This window comes from Aeromonas sp. CA23, from assembly GCF_002587065.1.
Lineage (GTDB): Bacteria > Pseudomonadota > Gammaproteobacteria > Enterobacterales > Aeromonadaceae > Aeromonas > Aeromonas bestiarum.
In genome coordinates this window covers 3,463,370-3,482,592 of the sequence record NZ_CP023818.1, presented here as the reverse complement: position 1 = coordinate 3,482,592, position 19,223 = coordinate 3,463,370, and the positions used below count along the sequence as shown (strand labels likewise).

At 60.0% G+C, this 19,223-nt stretch carries 18 protein-coding genes; 4 read left to right on the top strand and 14 right to left on the bottom strand.

The features are described from left to right. Positions 1-287: 287 nt before the first annotated feature. Positions 288-1,517 (bottom strand): methyltransferase, encoded by a 1,230-nt coding sequence (locus CK910_RS16260; protein ID WP_098985124.1) that lies wholly within the window; start codon positions 1,515-1,517, stop codon positions 288-290. Positions 1,518-1,771: 254 nt separating this feature from the next. On the opposite strand from CK910_RS16260, the gene CK910_RS16255 reads away from it, so the two are divergent. Together CK910_RS16255 and CK910_RS16245 are read left to right on the top strand one after the other, a co-directional pair. Further along, entirely contained in the window at positions 1,772-2,350 is a 579-nt protein-coding gene (locus CK910_RS16255; protein ID WP_017412092.1) for a PhnA domain-containing protein, read from the top strand. 709 nt (positions 2,351-3,059) lie between these two features. Next, the gene (locus tag CK910_RS16245) at positions 3,060-4,346 is read left to right on the top strand and encodes a lipase family alpha/beta hydrolase (protein WP_098983994.1); all 1,287 of its coding nucleotides are present in this window, start codon (positions 3,060-3,062) and stop codon (positions 4,344-4,346) included. Positions 4,347-4,434: 88 nt separating this feature from the next. Here CK910_RS16245 and CK910_RS16240 read toward each other — a convergent pair whose 3' ends face one another. Continuing rightward, on the bottom strand, positions 4,435-5,352 hold the full coding sequence (locus CK910_RS16240; protein ID WP_098983993.1) for a PhzF family phenazine biosynthesis protein: 918 nt from the start codon (positions 5,350-5,352) through the stop codon (positions 4,435-4,437). A 224-nt stretch (positions 5,353-5,576) separates the two neighbouring features. On the opposite strand from CK910_RS16240, the gene CK910_RS16235 reads away from it, so the two are divergent. After that, complete coding sequence (locus tag CK910_RS16235; RefSeq protein WP_042867481.1) at positions 5,577-5,780, top strand: hypothetical protein; 204 nt, start codon at positions 5,577-5,579, stop codon at positions 5,778-5,780. A gap of 80 nt (positions 5,781-5,860) precedes the next feature. On the opposite strand, the gene CK910_RS16230 is transcribed toward CK910_RS16235, so the two are convergent. From CK910_RS16230 to cmoM, 12 genes are all read right to left on the bottom strand, one after another. Further along, a complete protein-coding gene (locus CK910_RS16230) occupies positions 5,861-6,688 on the bottom strand; it encodes a hypothetical protein (RefSeq protein WP_098983992.1) in 828 nt (275 codons plus the stop codon). Beyond that, positions 6,685-7,194, bottom strand: coding sequence for a GNAT family N-acetyltransferase (locus CK910_RS16225; RefSeq protein ID WP_098983991.1), 510 nt, complete (start codon positions 7,192-7,194; stop codon positions 6,685-6,687). The genes CK910_RS16230 and CK910_RS16225 overlap by 4 nt, the downstream gene beginning before the upstream one ends. Positions 7,195-7,246: 52 nt before the next feature. Further along, positions 7,247-7,732, bottom strand: a complete 486-nt coding sequence (locus tag CK910_RS16220) for a GNAT family N-acetyltransferase (protein ID WP_098983990.1) — start codon at positions 7,730-7,732, stop codon at positions 7,247-7,249. Positions 7,733-7,799: 67 nt separating this feature from the next. Next, positions 7,800-8,411 carry a DJ-1/PfpI family protein gene (locus CK910_RS16215; RefSeq protein WP_098983989.1) on the bottom strand — a complete coding sequence of 204 codons (612 nt, stop codon included), beginning with the start codon at positions 8,409-8,411 and terminating at the stop codon, positions 7,800-7,802. Positions 8,412-8,475: 64 nt separating this feature from the next. After that, the gene (def, locus tag CK910_RS16210) at positions 8,476-8,976 is read right to left on the bottom strand and encodes a peptide deformylase (RefSeq protein WP_098983988.1); all 501 of its coding nucleotides are present in this window, start codon (positions 8,974-8,976) and stop codon (positions 8,476-8,478) included. Positions 8,977-9,002: 26 nt separating this feature from the next. Continuing rightward, on the bottom strand, positions 9,003-9,458 hold the full coding sequence (locus CK910_RS16205) for a GNAT family N-acetyltransferase (protein ID WP_098983987.1): 456 nt from the start codon (positions 9,456-9,458) through the stop codon (positions 9,003-9,005). Positions 9,459-9,776: 318 nt separating this feature from the next. Further along, complete coding sequence (locus CK910_RS16200) at positions 9,777-10,082, bottom strand: putative quinol monooxygenase (RefSeq protein WP_416015284.1); 306 nt, start codon at positions 10,080-10,082, stop codon at positions 9,777-9,779. 147 nt (positions 10,083-10,229) lie between these two features. Beyond that, positions 10,230-10,616 (bottom strand): septal ring lytic transglycosylase RlpA family protein, encoded by a 387-nt coding sequence (locus CK910_RS16195; RefSeq protein WP_098985123.1) that lies wholly within the window; start codon positions 10,614-10,616, stop codon positions 10,230-10,232. Between the two features lie 220 nt (positions 10,617-10,836). After that, positions 10,837-15,264, bottom strand: a complete 4,428-nt coding sequence (mukB, locus tag CK910_RS16190) for a chromosome partition protein MukB (protein WP_098983985.1) — start codon at positions 15,262-15,264, stop codon at positions 10,837-10,839. Between the two features lie 45 nt (positions 15,265-15,309). Then, the gene (gene mukE, locus CK910_RS16185; RefSeq protein ID WP_021140832.1) at positions 15,310-16,047 is read right to left on the bottom strand and encodes a chromosome partition protein MukE; all 738 of its coding nucleotides are present in this window, start codon (positions 16,045-16,047) and stop codon (positions 15,310-15,312) included. After that, positions 16,028-17,347: a chromosome partition protein MukF gene (mukF, locus tag CK910_RS16180; RefSeq protein WP_098983984.1), complete on the bottom strand. Its 1,320-nt coding sequence runs from the start codon at positions 17,345-17,347 to the stop codon at positions 16,028-16,030. Before mukF ends, mukE begins: the two co-directional genes overlap by 20 nt. A 94-nt stretch (positions 17,348-17,441) precedes the next feature. After that, positions 17,442-18,218 (bottom strand): tRNA uridine 5-oxyacetic acid(34) methyltransferase CmoM, encoded by a 777-nt coding sequence (gene cmoM, locus CK910_RS16175; RefSeq protein WP_098983983.1) that lies wholly within the window; start codon positions 18,216-18,218, stop codon positions 17,442-17,444. A 128-nt stretch (positions 18,219-18,346) separates the two neighbouring features. Here cmoM and elyC point away from each other — a divergent pair, with 128 nt between their 5' ends. Further along, positions 18,347-19,117, top strand: a complete 771-nt coding sequence (elyC, locus tag CK910_RS16170; protein ID WP_098985122.1) for an envelope biogenesis factor ElyC — start codon at positions 18,347-18,349, stop codon at positions 19,115-19,117. Positions 19,118-19,223 lie beyond the last annotated feature (106 nt).

The following is a 19,223-nucleotide window of genomic DNA, read 5'->3' as shown; positions in this document are numbered from 1 at the left end:
ATAGGCCTTTTCATAACTAAATTCTCATCAAAAATTAAGAAATAAAACGGATCTGTGAGCCATTTCACTCTCTGGGCGAAACACCATAAAATGCATAAAAAACAGATGTTCCGACTGATGCAAAGGGCACTGTGATATGCCTTGTAAAGGCCGATGAAAAATAATAGCAACCCGCATCTTGCCGTGGCCCATCCCATGATGGGCCACATCACACACCTATGGGGTCAATCACCCGGCAGTATGGGACGCTGCCCGGCTGGCAGCCGGGCATTCCAGAGGGATGTCACTCATGCCTGCGCAGAGCGCACGGCACGGATCAAGATATTGCGGGGGGTCATGGGTTTGTCGCAAAACTCGCCCACCTCCACCCGGTAGCCCTGCTCTTGCAGGAAGAGCGCCCGATCGAGCGCCAACCAGATCTCGAGCGGCCGGCGAAACAGATGACGCACCAGCTCCATGCGGGCAACATCGCCATAACGGGCCTCCCCCATGGCCAGAAAAGCGGCAAGATCCATTCCCGCCGGCAGGGCTATCCCCTTGCGCTCGGCCGCCCATTCACAAAATGCCTCGAAGCTGCCAGTGAGCAAGCTTTTTTGCATATTGGGCACCGGCAGATATTCGTTCACCCCGCGCACCTGGCGCTGCAGGCAGTCAAACCCGAGCCGCCACACCACCTCCAGCTCGCGCAGGCGCGAGATGCGAGCCCCGGCGGTCACCGTCTCCTGCAGCGGCAGCCGCAGATCCGCCTTGGCCAGCTGCAGATCGCTGGCCCGGGCGGCGGTGGACAAGGGGGAATAGTGAGTGCCGCGGATCAGGTGATAGCAACAAGGGGATATGGTCACCCCCTGGGCGCCGCGCTCGGCCACCAGCGCCAGCAGATGGGTGTGCAGCTCGCCGCAGGCGTGCAGCGCCATGGCGTGGTGTTCGGTAGCGAGCAGCTGGCCGGCATCGGCCGCAAAGGCATCCGCCTGCACAAACTGCATGCGGGCCCCGTCACGGGCCGCCAGCCGACGCCCCTCTTCACAGAGCGGGCCTTGCAGCTCCAGGCTCAGGATCTCTGCCCGGCGATGCAGGGAAACCAGCCGCCCCAGATGCCCCTTGCCCGCGCACCACTCCAGATAGGGGCCTTGATGGGGTGGCAGGCAGCCGGTAAAGGCCTCTATCTGCGCCTGCTTGCGACCCGGCATGTGCATCGCCATCTCCTTGGCGCACTGGATGGGCTCGGGGGTAAATAGCGCGAGCTCACTCAGGGCATGCAGCGTCTTCCCCGCCGGGATCCAGGGGGCGAGCAGGTCGCACAGCGCCCCCATGTCACCATCGAGCCGATTGATCTGTTCAAGGGGCATGGCGTTGAGCAGCGCGGCCAGTGCGGGGGCCTCATCGGCGAAGGCCAGGTTCAGGTGATGATAGGGTTGGTATTGCCACCAGCGCCGAGTCTCGGTCAGCAATCTATCCAGTTGTTGAAAACGTTGAGCCAGCACGCTTGCCCCTGCCTTGCAGTCAAAAAAGAGGCTTATTCTAGCGATCCCTCCCCAAAAAGCACTCGCCAATGCGAACCGACCGCCATGAGACCGGACTCCGGCCTGACTGGCGGTCATGCACCCAGGCTTGGCCCCGGCAAGCCGCCGTGAGCGCAAGTGTCAACCTGGCAAACGACCCGGAGCCCGGGTGTTGGCCTGACAAAGAGAGGGGTTTTATGCTATATTCCGCCCCCTCTTTACCCTGGTTCGCTCAAGGCGGGCCATTTTACCAACATGAATGGAACCAAAACATGACCATCAATGCCATCCTGCAAGCGCGCGCGGGCGCCAAGTGTGAACTGTGCGGCGCCGAACAGGCACTGACTGCCTTCGCTGTGCCCCACTCACCGGCCAGCGATGATGATCACAGCCTTGCCCTGTGTGACACCTGCCGTGGCCAGCTGGAGCAGCCGGACACCACAGTGGTCAATCACTGGCGTTGCCTGGGCGACAGCATGTGGAGCCAGGTTCCCGCCGTGCAGGTCATGGCGTGGCGTCAGCTGAAAGCCCTGTCCGGCCAGGGCGAAGTGTGGGCTCAGGACATGCTGGACATGATGTACATGGAAGACGAGACCAAGGCCTGGGCCGAAGCCGGCCAGGCTGGTGACGATGACGACAGCGTACCTACTCTGGATTCCAACGGCGCCGTGCTGGTCGAAGGTGACTCGGTCACCTTGATCAAGGATCTGGACGTCAAGGGCGGCGGCTTCACCGCCAAGCGCGGCACCCTGGTCAAGGGCATCCGCCTGACCAACAACCCGCTGCACATCGAAGGCAAGGTCAACGGCGTGCAGATAGTGCTGGTCGCCGCCTACCTGAAAAAAGCCTGATAGAGTCAGGTTTGCCAGTGATACCAAGAGCGCCCCAAGGGGCGCTTTTTGGTGGCCGCGATATGCAACACAAGCCTTCTGGTAGTTGCCCAACCTTGTCTGATGCCTTCTGCAACCGAGGTCACTCGTAGCTAGCCCCCCTGTTTTTCCTCGACCCCCCGGTTGAAATATGCTGTTTTCTTCGACAGAGGCTTGGCTCAGACGGCAACCCTGTGGCACTCTGGGACGTCGATGGACAGACTCACGGACACTCGAGGTGTCCCCACTGCAAAAGGAGCAACACAGATGGCCAAAGCCAGCAAGAAAGATATCAAGAAGAAGATCGCCGCACGCCTTGAGAAAATTGCCAAGCACGAAGGCAAGATCAAGAAGCTGAAAAAAGCCCTGAAATAAGGGCCGGCATGATAAAAAAACCGCCATCAGGCGGTTTTTTTATGACTCCATTAGTCGCAAGCCGCACCCAATGGCCATGACTGCCAACGTCTGGCCAGCACCAGCACCTCTTGCTCCAGCCACAGGTTCAGCGCGCCAGGGGAAACGCACTCTCGCGGCACCCCGTGCAGCAAGGGGCCCTGCCCCGCAGGATCTGCCAGCGGCTTCACTGGTAAACCCGAGGCAAACACGGCAAGCTGGATGGGTCTGTGCCAGTCAGCACGCACCCAGTGAGTGCAAGTCTGCTTGCTGACACCATCTCCCTGAGGGCGACCCCATGACCCAGTCGACAGAGCAGCAGCCTGTTTCCTCCTGGCATCTTTCCGATATCCGCGAGCTGGCCCGCTTGCTCACCCAGGCCCTGCCTGCTGCCGTGCAGATCACCGAGGCCGTCCATCAGGCGGTATTGAGTGGCATGGGGATCAGGGGCAAGGCCCAGGGTCAGACCCGGGGGATCACGGGTCTGGTCTACCAGGGGGTGCACGGCGCCGCCCATACCCTGAGCGGTGGCATCCATGCCCTGCTCACCCGCTTGCCGCCAACGCCTCCCTTGCACCAGATCCCCGAGACGCCCAGGCGCGCCGCCCTGCTCGCCACCCTCAATGGTGTGATGGGGGACAAGCTGGTCGAGAGCCACAATGCCCTCGCCACGCCCATGACACTGCGCCATGGCGGCCAGCCTCTGGACTGGCACGCCATGCCGTCGAGTCTGCCCGCCGGGGGGCGGGTGCTGCTGATGGTGCATGGTCTGTGCATGAACGATCTGCAGTGGCAGACCCAAACCAGGGGGAAGGACAAAGAAAAAACGCTCAACCATGGAGAGATGCTGGCCGGCGAGCTGGGCTATGTGCCCGTCTATGTGCGCTACAACTCGGGCCTGCCCGTTGCGCAAAACGGACGGGAGCTGGCCCGTCAGCTGGAACGACTGGCAACCCACTGGCCAGGCGGCATCGACGAGGTCAGCGTGCTGGCCTACAGCATGGGGGGACTGGTGATCCGCAGCGCCTGTCATCATGCCAGCCAGAGTGAGATGGGCTGGCCCGGCGTCCTGAAAAACATGGTGTTTCTCGGCACGCCCCATCATGGCGCGCCCCTTGAACACGCAGGTCACTGGCTGGAGCAGCTGCTGCCTGCCACCGCCTATACCCAACCCTTCGTCAGGCTGGCACAACTGCGCAGCGCCGGCATCAAGGATCTGCGCCACGGCAAGGTGATTGACTCGCCGCCCCCGCAGGGCGAACCGCACGCCTTGCCCGATCCTCGCCCCCCCTTGCCCCTGCCCGCCGAAGTGGCCTGCTTCACCATAGCGGCCACCACGGCGGCCAAGCGCGGTCTGCTGGCTGATAGGCTGATCGGCGATGGACTTGTGCCCCTGCGCAGCGCCCTCGGCCAGCATGACGAGGCGCGCCACCAGCTGGCATTCCCCCCTTCCCACTGCTGGATTGCCTATCGCACCAGCCATATGGCCCTGCTCGGCAGCCCGCAGGTAAGTCGTCAGCTGCTGCACTGGCTCACCGTTCACGAAGAGTGCAGCCCATCTGGGGAGCATGACCAGAGCGCATAGTGGGCGCAATATGCCGAGAAACACGCTTGAGTTCGCTCCTGCACAAAGGAAAAAACCGCCAGTTGGCGGTTTTTTCATTGCGTGTCGCTCACATCAGGCGGGCCCGGCCGAACACCCTGATTGAGCTGCCGGGTGCGGCCGGGATCTCGGCGTGCAGATGTGACGCCATCCCCATGTCCTCCCCCTGAAAGAGATCTATGATGCCGCCGTGGGGCCAATGGATATCGCGCAGGTAACCGGCAAAGGCGGCGGTGGCTGCGCCTGTGGCGGGATCCTCATAGACGCCGCCATAGGCGAAGGGGTTGCGGGTATGAAACAACTGATCCCGGGCGGCATGAGCCAGCAGTATGGTGACCAGCCCTTCCCTTTGCATCAGGGTTCGCCCCTGCGCCAGTTCGTAGTGCATGGCCGAGAGCGCAGCCCGACTGTTCAGGGCCAGCACCAGATGATCGGCGCCGCCATGGATAAGTGCCGGCGGAATGCGGGGATCCAGATCTGCTGACGTGTAACCAAACAGCGTCAGCGCGGCACTCACCAACTCGGCCGGGGCCGGCTTGCTGCGGGTCGGCGGCGATTGCAGCGCCGCCTGCCACTGCCCCTCCTCATCCTGCCAGCCCGATACCTTGATCTCGGTCTGATTGAGGTGCAATGCATACTCCCCTTCTCCAAAGCGCCGCGCCAGCGCCACACCCAGGGCTATGGTGGCATGGCCGCAGAAGGGCACCTCGGCCTCGGGGGAGAAGTAACGCACCCGCCACTCCCCAGACTCGGCGGTTTGCCGGGCGGTCGCAGCCCCCCGGGGTGAGCCTGGTGGCCCGAGTGGCGACAAGGGCGCGGCGAAGGCCGTTTCCGAAAATCCCACCTGAGCGGCGATGCGTTGCATCTCCTCTGCCGCGGGCAAGCGAGACCCTAGCCAGACACCGGCAGGATTCCCTCCTTGCTGCCCGTCAGAAAACGCGGCAATCCGCACCAACTCAGGCTCCAACGGGGAGGCTAGCTCCTTCATGACCACTCCTTGCTTGCGTGCTGAAAACCACTCTGGCGCCTGTTATGGGGGCCCCAAGCGAGGGACACTGGCAAATGCAGGCCATGCCCCCATATAAGATAAGCAGACCCAGCTTACCCGTTAAATTAAATGCCGCACAGGTGCCGCTTGGGCGCCGCGGATACGGACGATGGCAACTAGCCTTGTGATGCGTGTCTGTATACGGTCCTGCAGTGGAGAACCCTATGTATTCGTACACCCTCACCTTCAAGGAGGAGGTCGACAAGCTGACCGCCCCCGAACAGGAGATCAGCCTGCAGAGCCCCGCCCAGGCAGGCGACTTTATTATCCTCTCCGACGGCAGCCGCCATCAGGTGATGTTTGTCACCCACCGCGCCCACTACAGCAGCCTCTATCTCGACAAGGGGGTCAGGGTACCGCAGGGCTAGCGAAAGCCATCAGCCCCTTGCAGATAACAAAAGCGCGGCCCTTGGCCGCGCTTTGAACGTTTCGGGCAGATTAAGGGATATCAGAGCACTTTGATCACCGGCTGGTGCATGATGGCAACCTCGTTTTGATAGACGACCAGCTCACCGGTTGGTGCGCCCCGCTCACCCAGCACTGTCACGACACACTCGTAGCGGTAGGGGCCGCTCTTGAATTGATAGGTATGGTTGCCCCCCGTCCCCTCCACCCTGACGGTGCCATTGCTGAGCACCAAATCCGGCTTGTCGCTGAGCGTCTTTCCCTTCGCCCAGGAGGCATAGCGATAGTGGCCATCATCCATGTTGTCGATGCGAATGGTAAATTTCTCGGTCTGCCACATCAGTTCGGGGCGCTGGTACTCCCGCAGACCGGGATGCAGGCCGCTTTTCTGCCTGGCGATAAGCCTGGCTTTAAGCTCCGCGGCCTGCGCCGTCTGATGATTGATAGCTATCACCTTGCCATCAAAATCCAGCCACACCTCGCCACTGCCGAGCATGATGCCGCGCCAGCCCATGGTCTGCCAATCCTGCCCGATCCGGGAAGTGGCGATACTCTTGAGAATGGCGTCATCAAACACCTCATCGAAACGGGCCACCATCTCGGGCGAGTTCTTGATGATCGGGATGGGATACTCCTGCTTGAAGGGGTACTTCATCTGGTTAGCAAGCGCCTGATGATCCCGCGCCTTGGCGGCATCGATCACCTTCTGTACCAGAGGGCGATACTCGGCGCCGAGCTGCGGCTCCTCGGCATGGGCCGGCGCCATGGCCAACAGCCAGCCCAGCGACATCAGCACAAGCACCGCCCATCTGCGCGCACTCTTTGGCGACCGAGCGACGTTCAAGGGAACCCACCACTGCATCTTGCTCATGCCACCTCCTCAATCAGCTTGGCCATCATATATTCATCGACATATGCCCCATCGACTCTCATCGTATTGCGTTTGACGCCTTCTACCTCGAACCCGCAGGCCCGATATAGCGCGCAAGCCCGGGCATTGTGGCACATGACGCCCAACTCCATACGGGTAAAGCCGTGCGCCCTGGCCCAGGCCTCCAGCGCAGACATCATTTTTTTGCCAAAGCCCTGTCCAGCTACTGAGTGTTGAATACCGATAACGCAATACAGTACATGTTTGTTGCGATTTGCCGGTTGACCGATGCCGACAATAAAACCTGCAATCTCGTCCTGCTCCGACAGTACCAGCATGACTTTATTATTTGCATCGACAAACGAGGCCAATATTTGAGCTTGCTCGACCTCTGTCGTGGTGCGCTCACCCGGCTCATAGAGCATAAAAGTTGTTTCATTGTCGAGTCTGTTCATCAGGGCCAGTACGCTATCTGCATCCGATACCCGGACTTGTCTCACTTCCATATATTTTCCCCCTCCATGGGACTTTTTTTCCCCGTTCAAATACGGCTACTGATTACGTCGGATCCGACAACCAATATTCATAAAAATCTGTTTCGGCATGCTTGGGGTTTGGCCCCAGGTATTGCCACCCGCAGCGCTGATAGAAACGCAGCGCGCGCTGGTTGAGACGGCTGACCGACAGCACAACCCGCCGGCAACCGGCCTGCCGCAGTGTGCGACCAATATACCGGAGCAGTAATTCGGCCAACCCTTGCCCCCGAGCCTGTGGCGTCAAATAGATCAGGTATATGTAGCCGGTATCCGGTTCGGATGAGAAAGTGCAAAACTCCAGCTGCCCCACTATCTCGCCCCCCTGCCAGACATGCAGATAATGCCACTCCTTGCTGGCCAGCCTCGTCGCCATCCGCTCCCGATAGCCCGCCAGAAACTCGTCAAATCCGTCGTCGCGATGGAAGCTGCAAACATAGGCATCCCGGCGGGCGGTCACACAAAACTCATAGTCACGCGCCAGATTTATTTTTTTGAATTCGAGGTGCATGTGCCATCCTGTTTCATTGGGCAGACAGGCTATGGGTCCAGACAGATATAAACAGTGAGCAATGGCATCAGTCGAATGACTCTTCAGCCTCTCTGATAGTGGAGGAGATCAGCTGTTCGAAGATATCCATTTGTCCGGCAGGAATAAGCTGAGATTGCATCAATCTACGTTTTTCCGGACCAAAACACCGTTCGGCCACCCAGCCAATCAAATAAACCAGTGAGAGGCAGCCGCCTGCCGTTGCAATATTTCCTTGCACGACCAGAGGAAAGTCCTGAACATCACCCCCCATCTCCAGCAACTGGGCTTTGGCTGCAGGGTTGGTTGTTAATTTCTTCCCCTTCAGCAAGCCCAGTTCATGCAATATGAATGAACCAGCACAAATTGATCCAATCAGCTGCCGCTGTGGGTCCAGCCGCAATGTGGACATGAACTCATGGTCTTGCAGCGCGGCAGGGATACCACGCTGCCCACTGGTGATCAGCACCACATCCTGATCACGTGCTTCCGCCACATCTCCATCCGTCTTTACGTTGATACCAAGTGCAGAAACATGCTCAGGCTTGGTTCCCAGTATTTTCACCGACCAGCTCTCTTTGCTTCTCCCAAGCAGGTCATACATCAAGAAAAAATCCACATCGGTGAAATCATCAAATAAAACAATACCAACCTTGTACATGGCTACCCCGTTCTCCTGTGCAGATAATCAAATGGATATGTAATGCGCCGCATGAAATATCACGTCATGTCGCCTTGAGGTGCTTTTTCACCTTCTTCAACGCCATCTTGCGCTTTAGCGGCGAGAGATAATCGATAAACACCCTGCCCTGCAGGTGATCGATCTCATGCTGCATCACGATGGCCAGGAAATCGCAGCTCTTTACCGTGATAGGCACGCCATGGCGATCCAGTGCCGACACCACTACCGAGCCATAACGCTCAACATCGGCATAATAATCCGGCACGGACAGACACCCCTCTTGCCCAAGCGCCGGTTCAGTACCGCTTGTCACTTGCGGATTGATCAACACTAGCGGCTGATCCCGTTTTTCCGACAGGTCGATGATGACGATGGCCTCCTTGCGCCCCACTTGCGTGGCGGCCAGACCAATACCATTGTCGGTGGCATAGAGGGTCTCCAGCATGTCATCGATCAGGCCTTGCACGGCCGCAATATCCTCAACCTGCTCGGCATTGATGCTCAATCGGGGGTCGGGGACCGTTAAAATCTCTAGCATTGCCATTAGGGCTCTCCGCCAACCATTAGTACTTACGACTCTTCTCTCGTCACCGGCCGGGACAAGAAGACGAATGCTGGCTCTTCCGCCACCGCCTGGTAACCGAGGCGCCGATAAAATTCTATTGCCCTCTGATTGGCGGTAAAGCTCGACAGGGTCACCCGACTTTTCCCCTCACGCTCCGCCTCGCGATACAGCCGGTCCATGACGGCCGAGCCCAACTGCCGACCCTGATACTGCGGGAAGATGATCAGCAGATGAATGTGCAGCGCATCGTCGTATGGCTTGCAGCAGAGCAGACCGACTCGCTCGCCCCCCAGCAGGATCCACGAAAACCACTGCGGTTGGTATTCACTGCTCAACCGCTCGCGCTGAAAGTCGTCATCCCAGCCAAAGACCGCCTCAACATAGGGAAAAATCCCCTGTTTGACGGCAGCAAAGCGCTGTTCGAACTCACTGTCCGGCACATCCGCCAACGCGATCTCCATCTCGTCCCCCCGTTAAAGCCATATCGGCCCTCCTGGATAGCCAGTCGTGTCGTTAAGCAGACATGGCCTGCCACGGTTTTTATCTAGAGCACTAGGCTTAGCGCAAATTTGATTTTCATTTGGATATCTTACCGACCAGCGGGGAGATGAAAAGGCTATTGGGCAGAAATAGGGGGAACCAGTGTAATGCAACATCCCTAACGGGTGTCGTGAAGATGCAAGCTGGCGGATCATCGACACCAAGGAATAGCGGGAAAGCGTCTGGGCTGGGCACTTGGCATATGGGGGAAAATTGGGCCAGCAGCAGGCCCAATTCGCTTATGGATGGCTCACCTCCGCCATAAAAATCAGCCGCAGCGGCTCTGCCAACAATGTATCGGTCTGATTGGCAAAGGCCTGAAAATAGTCGGTCGCACAATGGGCATCCAGCGCAGCCTGACTGACAAAGGCTTCGCGCATATAGAAGGTGCCCGGTTCGTCGCGCAATTCAAACAGTACATAATCCAGATTGCCCGGCTCTCGCCGCGTCGGCGCAATGAGTTTGAGCAACTCACGGCGCAGCGGATCTCTCATGCCGGCGCGGGCTTTCAGTACGGCGATGGACACCCGTTTCTCTTCACTCATCTTTATCTGCTCCATTTTCAGGGGTATGCAAAGGGGCTCCGGTCTGGGAGCCACCTTTGAGCGAAGGAGCAGTGTAAAAGGGAGTACCCGGCGGGATATAGCCGGGCAGATTGGACACTCTGTTCGTGCCATTGAACGAGTCGGCGACTAGAGCACCTCTATCTTCACCTTGATAAGGCCGGATCTTGTGCTGCCGATGCTGCTAAAAGCCGATTTGGAGAGATCGATTATACGCCCGTTTTTAAAGGCGCCGCGGTCATTGACCCTGACCACCACGCTCTTGCCATTGGCGAGGTTGGTGACCCGCACCATGGCGCCAAAGGGCAATTCCATATGGGCGGCGCTATTGAGGTTGTTGCGATAGCGCTCGCCGCTGGCGGTCTTTTTGCCGTGATAGCGGTCGGCATAATAGGAGGCGAGCCCGGTGTCGGTATAACCGCGCCAACTGCCGCCGTGGCTGTCGTCATATCGGCTGCTGCAAGCTGCCAGCAGCAGACAAAGCGATAACAGCAGCCCTTTTTGTACGTCTTGCATCTTTCCCTTCATGTCAGCCATGGGCTTTGTCCTTGCTCCCCTTGCCGGGATAAGCGGTTCTGTCGTGCCGTAAAAATGACCACCCAGGGATGACCAATCGCGCGTTCCATGCCGCATCACGTCTTTCAAGCAACGAGACCGGAGTGCCCATTTTCCCATATTTTCCATATAAAACGGGAGGCCTCAGCCTCCCGTTTGTGTGTTCACCCGTCAACCTGTGTCAGGCGATCAGCTTGTCATCGGCAAAACCAAAGCCCCGCAGACCCACCACGTGCACGTGCTCGTGCTTGCCCTGCACCTTGCGGATGAGCTTGTAGGTGGTGCCCTTCTCCGGACTGATGTTCTCGGGTGCGGCGATCAAGAGCTGCATGTCCTGGCGCTCGCACAGCTCGAACAGGGTGGCGATGGATTTGCCATCCAGACGGGCCGCCTCGTCCAGGAACAGCAGGCGGCAGGGGGCTATGTCCTTGCCACGCAGGCGACGGGACTCCTCCTCCCAGCTGATCAGCACCATCAGCAGGATGGCCTGACCGGTACCGATCGCCTCGCCGGTGGAAAGCGCGCCGCTCTCGGCCCGCAGCCAGCCATCGGCGCCACGCTGCACCTCGATCTCCAGCTCCAGGTAGTTGCGATAGTCGAGCAAGACATCGCCCATCACCTGATAGCTGCGATCCCCCTGCTCGGTCTGCGGGTTGAGACGCTGGAACAGCTTGGCCATGGCCTCGGAGAAGCTGAGCTCCTTGTCGGCGAACAGATCGTTGTGCATGGCACTCTGATCCGCCAGCGCGGTCAACAAGCGAGTGTGAGCCTCGCGGATATTGACGTTGAGGCGCACCCCGCGCACCAGACCGAAGGCGATGTTCTGCAAGCCCTGGTTGAGCACCCGGATGCGGTTCTGCTCGCGACGTATGATGTTGGTGATCTTGGCCGCCACCTCGTGAGAGGAGAGCGACAGGTGGTTTTCCCGCTGCTTGAGCTCGTCGGCCAAGCGCGCCAGCTCGATCTCCATCTCCTCGATCGCCTCCACAGGATCATCGGATCGGATGATGTCGTTGCGGATACGGTCTTTGAGGTAACGGTAGACCTGCACGTAGAAGGCGACCTTCTGCTCGGTGCTGCGGTTGCCTTCCGACAGACGCAGCGCATCGCGCAGCGCTTCGTCGTGGGCCACGGCAACCCGCAGGGCGCCGAGCGCCTTGTCCGACATGGATCTCAGCTCGTCGCTGTCGAGGTACGCCAGCTCGCGCTTGTTCAGACGCTTCTCGACGTCTGTGTCCCGTGCCAGACGCACCACCCGCGACCAGCTCGCCTTGTGGCCCACCAGGGATTTACGGGCGCTGTAGTAATCCTTGCCTTCCAGCTTGAGGCGCCCGCCAAGGGATTCAATCTCGCGCTTGGTCACCTGCAACTGGGCCTCGGCGCTGGTGCGACGGGAACGGGTGCGGATGAGCAGCTCTTCGATCTCTTTCTTGTGGGCGCGAGATTTCTCTTCCATGTCGTCCGACAGGGTCAGCCCCATGGCGGCCAGCTCCTGCTCGAACTCGGTCAGGGTCTGGCGCTTGGCCGAGGCGCTGGAATCGAGCGCGGTGCGCAGTTGCAACGCCTCTGTGTGGCGCTGGGCAATCTGCTTGTGCTGCTCCCCTGCGGTGCGGGCGGCCAGCTCGGCCGCTTTGAGCTTCTCTTTGAGTCGCTCGCTCATCTCGGACGCCTTGCCAAGCAGGTCTTGTGCATCCTGATAGGCGAAGTGCGGCAGACGGGCCACCAGCTGATCGAGGGCATAACAGCGGCGCTTCTGCTCGGCCAGCAATTCGCTCGTCTCGTCGAACGCCGCCTGCAGGGCGGCGAGATCCTGGGGATCCTGGCGCAGCACCTGCACCAGGGTCTCGAGTTTCTCGAGCGCCTTGCCGTGCTGGGCGATAAAGGCTTCGGCTGTTTTAAGTGCCTCGACGTCGGCGTGGGCCGCCTCGAGACGGGCGGCCAAGTCAGCCTCCGCAAACAGATGGGCAAAGGGCAGCATCCCCTGCACCAGCTGGATATATCGGGTCAGCTGGGCAGCAATGGCCTTGGATTCCCCAAGCTGCTTGTCGCACTCGGCTATGGCCCCCTGCAAGGTGCGCAGTTCGGCCTGCTTAGCCTGCACCTCGGCTTCGGGGTCGGGGCGGAAGGCGATATCCAGATGTTGGCCGATAAAGTCGCGAAAATGTCCGTAGAGACGGTGGAACTTCTGCTGCTCGAAGGCGGCCTTGGCGTAGCCCTCGATCAGATTTTCCCGCTCGAGATCGAGCTGCTCGATCCGTTTTTCCCGGGCGGCGCGACCAAACAGCGGCAGCTCGGGGTAGCGGGAGAAGCGCACCTGACGCTTGCTGGTGCGCACCAGCACGGCGTCCCCCAGCTCGTCCGCTTCCACCAGATCCTCGTCAAAGGAGTCGGGGTTGCCCTGAATGAGGTAGATATCTTCCGGGCAATCTTCCAGTTTTTTCAGCCGCTCTATGGCGCCCTCAAGGTCGAGCACCACAAGGGCACTGCGAGCCGGACCGTACAGCGCGGAGTAGTAAGGGGCATCGTCGATGGAGATGTCGTCATAGACATCGGAGAGCAGCACGCCCCCCACCTGCTCGGCGATGCGGGCCAGACGCGGATCCGCCTCGCCAGCACCCAGCTGCAGGTTGCGAATTTGCAGCTCCAGCGCCTGCTTCTGCGCCGCGATGCGATTGCTCTCCTGCTCAAACTCGCGCTCCTTGTCGAGCACGGTCTGCATGCCGGCCGAAAGCGCCTCGGCGGTGGCGAGCGGCAGCCCGCTCTGCTCGCGCAGCTGCTCGAGCTTTTCAAAGGATTTGAGCCAGCGCGGGGCCAGCTTGATGAGTTCGCCGATATCGCGACCCAGCTGGGCACCCTGATGCTCCAGGCTGGCACGGCGCTGGTTCAGATCGCTCTGCTGATCGGCCAGCTCTTCCTGACGGGTACGCTGGGCTTCGAGGAAGAGCTCGAGCTCGTCCTGGCTCGCGATCTGCTGGCCACTGGCTTGATGCAGCTCGTCACGTAACTTGAACAAGGCCTTCTGGCTCTCGCTCTCTTTTTCCAGGCGAGTCAGGGCTGAGCGCAGCCCCTGCCCCTGCGCAATGCGGGCCTTGTCTTCGATATGGCGTTTGAGCAGTGCCTGCGCCGTGGGCCAGGCGGCCTCGCGGGCAGTTTCGGGTGCGATAGTCAACAGCAGCGTCAGCGCGGCCTGATGTTCGGCTACCGCCGCCTTGGCCAGTGCCAGCTGCTGCTCGGCCCCCAGCATCCGGCTGGTGAGGCTCTGTTCGGCGGCGCGGAACTGATGCAGGGTGTCACTCGCCTGTTCGGCGCTCAATCCCGGCAGTTCGCACTGCGCACGGGCATTTTCCAGCGCCTGCACCGCCTGACGGTACTGGATGGCGCGGGTCTGCTGAATGTCCAGCGCCTGCTGATAGTCGGCCAGCTGGGTCTTGAGGCTGTCTACCTCTGCCTGGGCCAGCTCCTTGCGCTCTTCCACTTCCAGCAGCTGACTGTGGATCTCCTCCACGATCGCCTGCTGTTGCTCCAGCTTGTCGACCAGCTCCGCCAGATCGGCGCGATACATCTCTATCTTCTTTTGCAGAGCAACGGCGGCCATCACCTTGGCCAGGTGCTCTGCAGCGGACTCCAGCTCATCGGTCAGCAATTTTTCGCGGTTGGTGAGCTGCTCCACCTCGTCGGCCAGATAGATGGCGCGCTGGCGCTCTTCGGCCAGAATGCGGCGCTTGTCCGCCAGCTCCTGACGGGCTTTCAGGGCCAGCTCGGAGAGACGGTTCTTCTCGGCGGCGTTGCGCACATAGTCGGCCGCCACATAGTGGGTGGTCTCGGTGATCAGGTTCTTGAACAGATCCCGCTGACCTTGCGTCTCCTTGATCGCTTCCAGGGTGCGACGGTTCTCGTAGATGGCCGCCTCCATGTCCTGGAATGCCTTGCGCACGCCCGAGTTCTCCGGCAGCAGGTATTCACGGAGCGACCGGCTGATCGAAGAAGAGATGCCGCCGTAGAGGGAGGCTTCGATCAGGCGATAGAACTTGCCGCGATCTTTTTGATCACGCAGCTTTTTCGGGGTGATGCCGAACTCGAACATGAAGTTGTGATAGTCGGTCACCGTATTGAACTTGGCGACCTTCAGCGCCCCCAGCTCGGCGGCGGCCCCTTTCAGGTCGGCAAAGGCACGAATGCGGCCCTTGCCGCCCTCGAGTTTCTCCAGCAGCAGATCCGTGGGTGACAGGTTTTCTGGCACATCCACCAGCGCAAACGGGGTGATGTTGACCTTGTTGTCACGGTTCTGGATCTGCTCCAGGTGCACGCCGACCCAGATCCGCTGCTCGCGGCTGTTCATCACCTCCAGCACTGAGTAACAGGAACCCCGTTGCAGCTTGCCGTAGAGCCCCTTGTCGCGGGACGCACTGGAGGAACCCGCTTCCGTGGTGTTGCGAAAATGGAGCAGAGACTGGTCAGGAATAAGCGCCGCGATAAAGGCCGCCATTGTGGTGGACTTGCCCGCCCCGTTGCCGCCGGAGAGCGTCGTCACCAGCTGGTCGAGATCGAAGGTGCGGGCGAAGAAGCCGTTCCAGTTGACCATGGTCAGGGATTTGAATTTGCCTCTCACGCCGCACTCTCCATCAAAGTAAAGGGCTCCATCAGGGCCTTGGATTTAACGCTGCAGGTCATCTTCAACCTCCAGTTCAAGCTGTTCTTCATCGAGATCCGCTTCAATGTCTTCAAACAGCGAGTCGCTGCTCGGCATCTCGTCGTCGTGGAAGATGGCCTCCCCCTCCTGGATCATCCGCAGCTGCACGGCGCGCGGATCTTCATCGGAGCGCACATCGGCGGCAAAGCGGAACACGGATTCGTTGACCCGGAATTTGTCGCTGTTGCCAAGGGCCGTGATCATGCCAAGGCGGCGCAGGCGGCGCATGGAGGTACGGATCTTCTCCAGCAGTTTCTTCTTGTCCAGATCGGTGCCGCCGGAGCGGCTGTTGACCATGCGCAGCAGCTGCTTCTCGTCGGCCAGGCTCAACACCTCCTCCTGCAGCTCACCCATGGCGAACACCCCTTCCGAGGCGAGCCTGTCCGGGCTCAAGTACAGGTAACAGAGCACCTTGCCCACCAGCATGTCGAGCTCGGAGAGCACGGTCGTGCCGATGTCGGCGCTGGGGCGCGGACGCAGGTAGAAGAAGCCCTCCGGCGCCTTGATGAGTTCCACCTGATAGCGGCCGTAGAAGATCTCCAGCTCGTTGTGGTACTCCACCAGCGCCGAATGCTGTTCGAAATCGTCGGCACTGATGTGACGGCCCGAGCGCAAGGCGGTGTCGATGCGCGGAAACAAGGGGTTGGCAATGGCCTCTGCGAGCCGCAGCGGCAAGGGAAACTCAGTATTGATCAATGACATAGGCCTGAACCTTGGATCCAGCTTGGTTAATGGGTTTCCATGCGGGTTGGTGGTGCAGCTCGCGCTCACCGCTGGCATGGCCCAGGCGCACGGCCTGGTCGATCAGGAGACGCGCCACATCGAAATGGGCGTGAGCCGGGTAATCCAGCAGGTATTCCCGCAGCACATCGGCCACATCCAGCTGATGGCCCTGCTCGGGGTAGCGGGCCAGGTAGCGCTCGATGCGCTCAGCCAGCTCCTGGTTGATGTCCACCATCTCCATGTACTCCATCTCGAGGGGCACCTCGCCGGTGACCTCTTCGTCGTGGATGGCGATGGTTTCATCCCGCAGTTCCAGCAAACGGGGCTCCTCGGCCACTCTCAGCAAGAAGTTGTGCTGCTCGAAATTGCGGATGGAGTCGCGCAGCCGCTGGCTGAAGGCGCGGTTCTTGTCCATGTCGATGGCGTTGCGGATAAATTTGTGGACGTGCCGATCGTAGCGAGACCAGAGCTCGATGCACTGCTGGCCCCAGGAGGTGATCACATCGAGCCGTCCTTGCAAAGCGTGAGTCAGCTCCTCGACGTGGAACAGATCGTCGCGCCCCTGGGCCACTTCCTGAATGTTGAGCAGCCCTGCCTGCAGGCGGTGGCCGGCGGCGTCCAGGGTATCTTGCAGCTCGCGCAGGGTCTGGCCTGTCTCGTGCAGCAGTTTTTCGCAGCTGTGGATGGCATCGACCCAGTTCTGGGTCAGCAGGGCCGCTATCTCGCTCTTGACCTGATTCTGCTGCTCGTCCATGGCGCGCTGGGTCAGATCGATGCGCCCCAGCGTCTCTTCCAGCGAGAAGGTGAGCCGTGGCAGCACCTCTGCATCCCACTGCTCGCGAGTGTTGGTCTCAAGCGCCGCCTTGCGGGCGGTGTCGAGCTCGGCCGCCAGGTGTTCAAGCAGGATGGAGAGCTTGATGGAGTCGACCTGGCGCTGATCCATGAAGAAGTCGACGATCCCCATCCCCAGCCGCGACAGGCGATAGAGGCTCTCCCCCGCCACCATGTCGGTGGTGAAGCGCGACAGCAGCTGCTGGCGAATGAGATCGTTGATGGCGTTGTTGGCGCGACCTGTGAGGGTCTCGTCCATCTGGCCAAAGGCGTTGCTGACATAGCCGAAGGCATCGTGCAGCGCCGCTTCCGACAGGTCCGATTCATCTTCGGACAGTGTCTTGATTGCAATCAGAAAGGCCAGCCGGTCGGTCGGCAGGCTCAGCGCCAACCCCTCCTGCCTGACCCATCCCACCATCTCGGGCAGGGTACGGGATGTACTCATCATGACGTCATCATCTCGTTGTTATCCATTTGGATGGCCTCATCATGAAAATCTGACCATCTCGTTGTTATTACAAGGCTGCTAGACAGACTGCTGGTCAGCTTGACGGTTTCTGCGCCATCACATGGATATAGCGACCCAGGGAGATAAAGGGTTCCTGGCGGCAATATTGCTGCTCCATGGCCAGCAGATCATCGAACTTCTCGACCTGATCCTGCTTGTGGCGCATGTAGTCGTGGATGACGCGCACCCCCGTCTTGCCGATGATCTTGAGCCCCCCTCGCCCAATCCAGTCGTACACCTGCTCCGGCAACTGCGGATTGGTGGGGGTCAGGGCGGTCTGGCGCTTCTTGCGCAGGCCGAGGCGCACATAGTCAAAATTGCCCACCACCAGGCTCTGAAACAGCAGGCCATGACGGTTGTAAAAAAGCAGCGACAGTATGCCCCCTGCCTTGACGAAAGGGAACAGACCGAGCAAGGTCTGGCGCGGCTCGGCGAGCCATTCCAGCACGGCGTGGCAGAGCACCAGATCAAAGGTGCCGGTCACCTGGCTCTTGAGATCCTGAATGGGGCACTGGATGAGACGAATTCTGTCTTCCAGCCCCTTTTCGGCGATCTGGACCCGTGCAAGTTCAAGCATTTCGGCGGAGAGATCGCACAGCTCCACCTGGTGACCCATGGCCGCCAGCTTCTGGGCAAAGTAGCCAAATCCGCCCCCCGCATCCAGGATCCGCAGGGGCCGGTTGCCAAGGCGCGCCAGGCAGGCTTCTATGTCGCTCCACACCACTGTGGTGCGAATGCGCCCCTTGGTGGAGTCATAAATGTTGCGGGCGAACTTGTCGGCGCGCCCGTCAAAACTCTGATCTTGCTTCAAGACACACTCAACTTTTGGCCGCAGGGTTGGGCCTGACGAAAAAAGAGGGGTATTCTGTCACATCCCGAATTTGCTGAAAACTCAAGGACGACATCCCAGTGTTTGAGCTCAACCTGTTTGCCGCCAACTTGTTTGTTATCAAGAAATGGCTAGGCCAATTGCTGATGCCGCTGCCCTTCTCCCTCTCCCTGCTGCTGCTGGCGCTCTTGCTGCTCTGGTTCACCCGCTTTCAAAAAACCGGCAAGCTGCTGGCGACCCTCTCCTTGCTGATCGTCGCCCTGATGGGCATGCGACCGATAAGCTACGAGCTGGCCCGCCCGCTGGAGCAAACCTTTCCTCCCTTCGAGATAAACCAGCACCCGGATATGGCGGCCATAGTAGTGCTGGGCAACGGTCATGTGAGCGACCCGGCCGTGCCCGAGCGAGCCTGGCAGAACAACGTCTCGCTGGCCCGCACCCTGGAGGGGGTGCGCCTCGCCCAGGCTTACCCGCAAGCAGAAATCATCTTCTCCGGTTATGTGTCCGGGGATCCCCTCTCCAACGCCGAGGTCAATGCCCGCATGGCGACGAGCCTGGGCGTACCCCGCTCGCGGATGACGTTGTTTGAAAACAACAAAGACACCCACGACGAGGCCGTCAGCATCAGCCGTTATCTCAAGGGCAAGCGAGTGGCGCTGGTCAGTTCGGCCACCCACCTGCCGCGGGCCATGGCGCTCTATCAGGGACAGGGACTCGATGCGGTGCCGGCCCCCACCGACTACACAGCCAAGCAGAGCCAGGTGGCGCAACCCCTCTACAGCTACCTGCCGAAGGGGCGTTATCTGATGTATTCCGAGGCTGCCATTCACGAATGGATTGGGGTATGGTGGGCCCGTTTGCGAGGGCAGGTTAACGATTGAGCAATCGAGCCTTGCATTCCTGATTTGGATCAGGAAAGCGAAAAAAAATTACGTCATTTGCCGCCGGGTCAGCTATCTTGGGCTCGGTTCAATTCATATAATGTCG

Bases quoted from the DNA above. Each gene is read 5' to 3' on its own strand.
- CK910_RS16255 (WP_017412092.1), top strand. From the start codon at position 1,772: ATGACCATCAATGCCATCCTGCAAGCGCGCGCGGGCGCCAAGTGTGAA.
- CK910_RS16245 (WP_098983994.1), top strand. From the start codon at position 3,060: ATGACCCAGTCGACAGAGCAGCAGCCTGTTTCCTCCTGGCATCTTTCC.
- CK910_RS16240 (WP_098983993.1), bottom strand. From the start codon at position 5,352: ATGAAGGAGCTAGCCTCCCCGTTGGAGCCTGAGTTGGTGCGGATTGCC.
- CK910_RS16235 (WP_042867481.1), top strand. From the start codon at position 5,577: ATGTATTCGTACACCCTCACCTTCAAGGAGGAGGTCGACAAGCTGACC.
- CK910_RS16230 (WP_098983992.1), bottom strand. From the start codon at position 6,688: ATGAGCAAGATGCAGTGGTGGGTTCCCTTGAACGTCGCTCGGTCGCCA.
- CK910_RS16225 (WP_098983991.1), bottom strand. From the start codon at position 7,194: ATGGAAGTGAGACAAGTCCGGGTATCGGATGCAGATAGCGTACTGGCC.
- CK910_RS16220 (WP_098983990.1), bottom strand. From the start codon at position 7,732: ATGCACCTCGAATTCAAAAAAATAAATCTGGCGCGTGACTATGAGTTT.
- CK910_RS16215 (WP_098983989.1), bottom strand. From the start codon at position 8,411: ATGTACAAGGTTGGTATTGTTTTATTTGATGATTTCACCGATGTGGAT.
- def (WP_098983988.1), bottom strand. From the start codon at position 8,976: ATGGCAATGCTAGAGATTTTAACGGTCCCCGACCCCCGATTGAGCATC.
- CK910_RS16205 (WP_098983987.1), bottom strand. From the start codon at position 9,458: ATGGAGATCGCGTTGGCGGATGTGCCGGACAGTGAGTTCGAACAGCGC.
- CK910_RS16200 (WP_416015284.1), bottom strand. From the start codon at position 10,082: ATGAGTGAAGAGAAACGGGTGTCCATCGCCGTACTGAAAGCCCGCGCC.
- CK910_RS16195 (WP_098985123.1), bottom strand. From the start codon at position 10,616: ATGCAAGACGTACAAAAAGGGCTGCTGTTATCGCTTTGTCTGCTGCTG.
- mukE (WP_021140832.1), bottom strand. From the start codon at position 16,047: ATGTCATTGATCAATACTGAGTTTCCCTTGCCGCTGCGGCTCGCAGAG.
- mukF (WP_098983984.1), bottom strand. From the start codon at position 17,347: ATGATGAGTACATCCCGTACCCTGCCCGAGATGGTGGGATGGGTCAGG.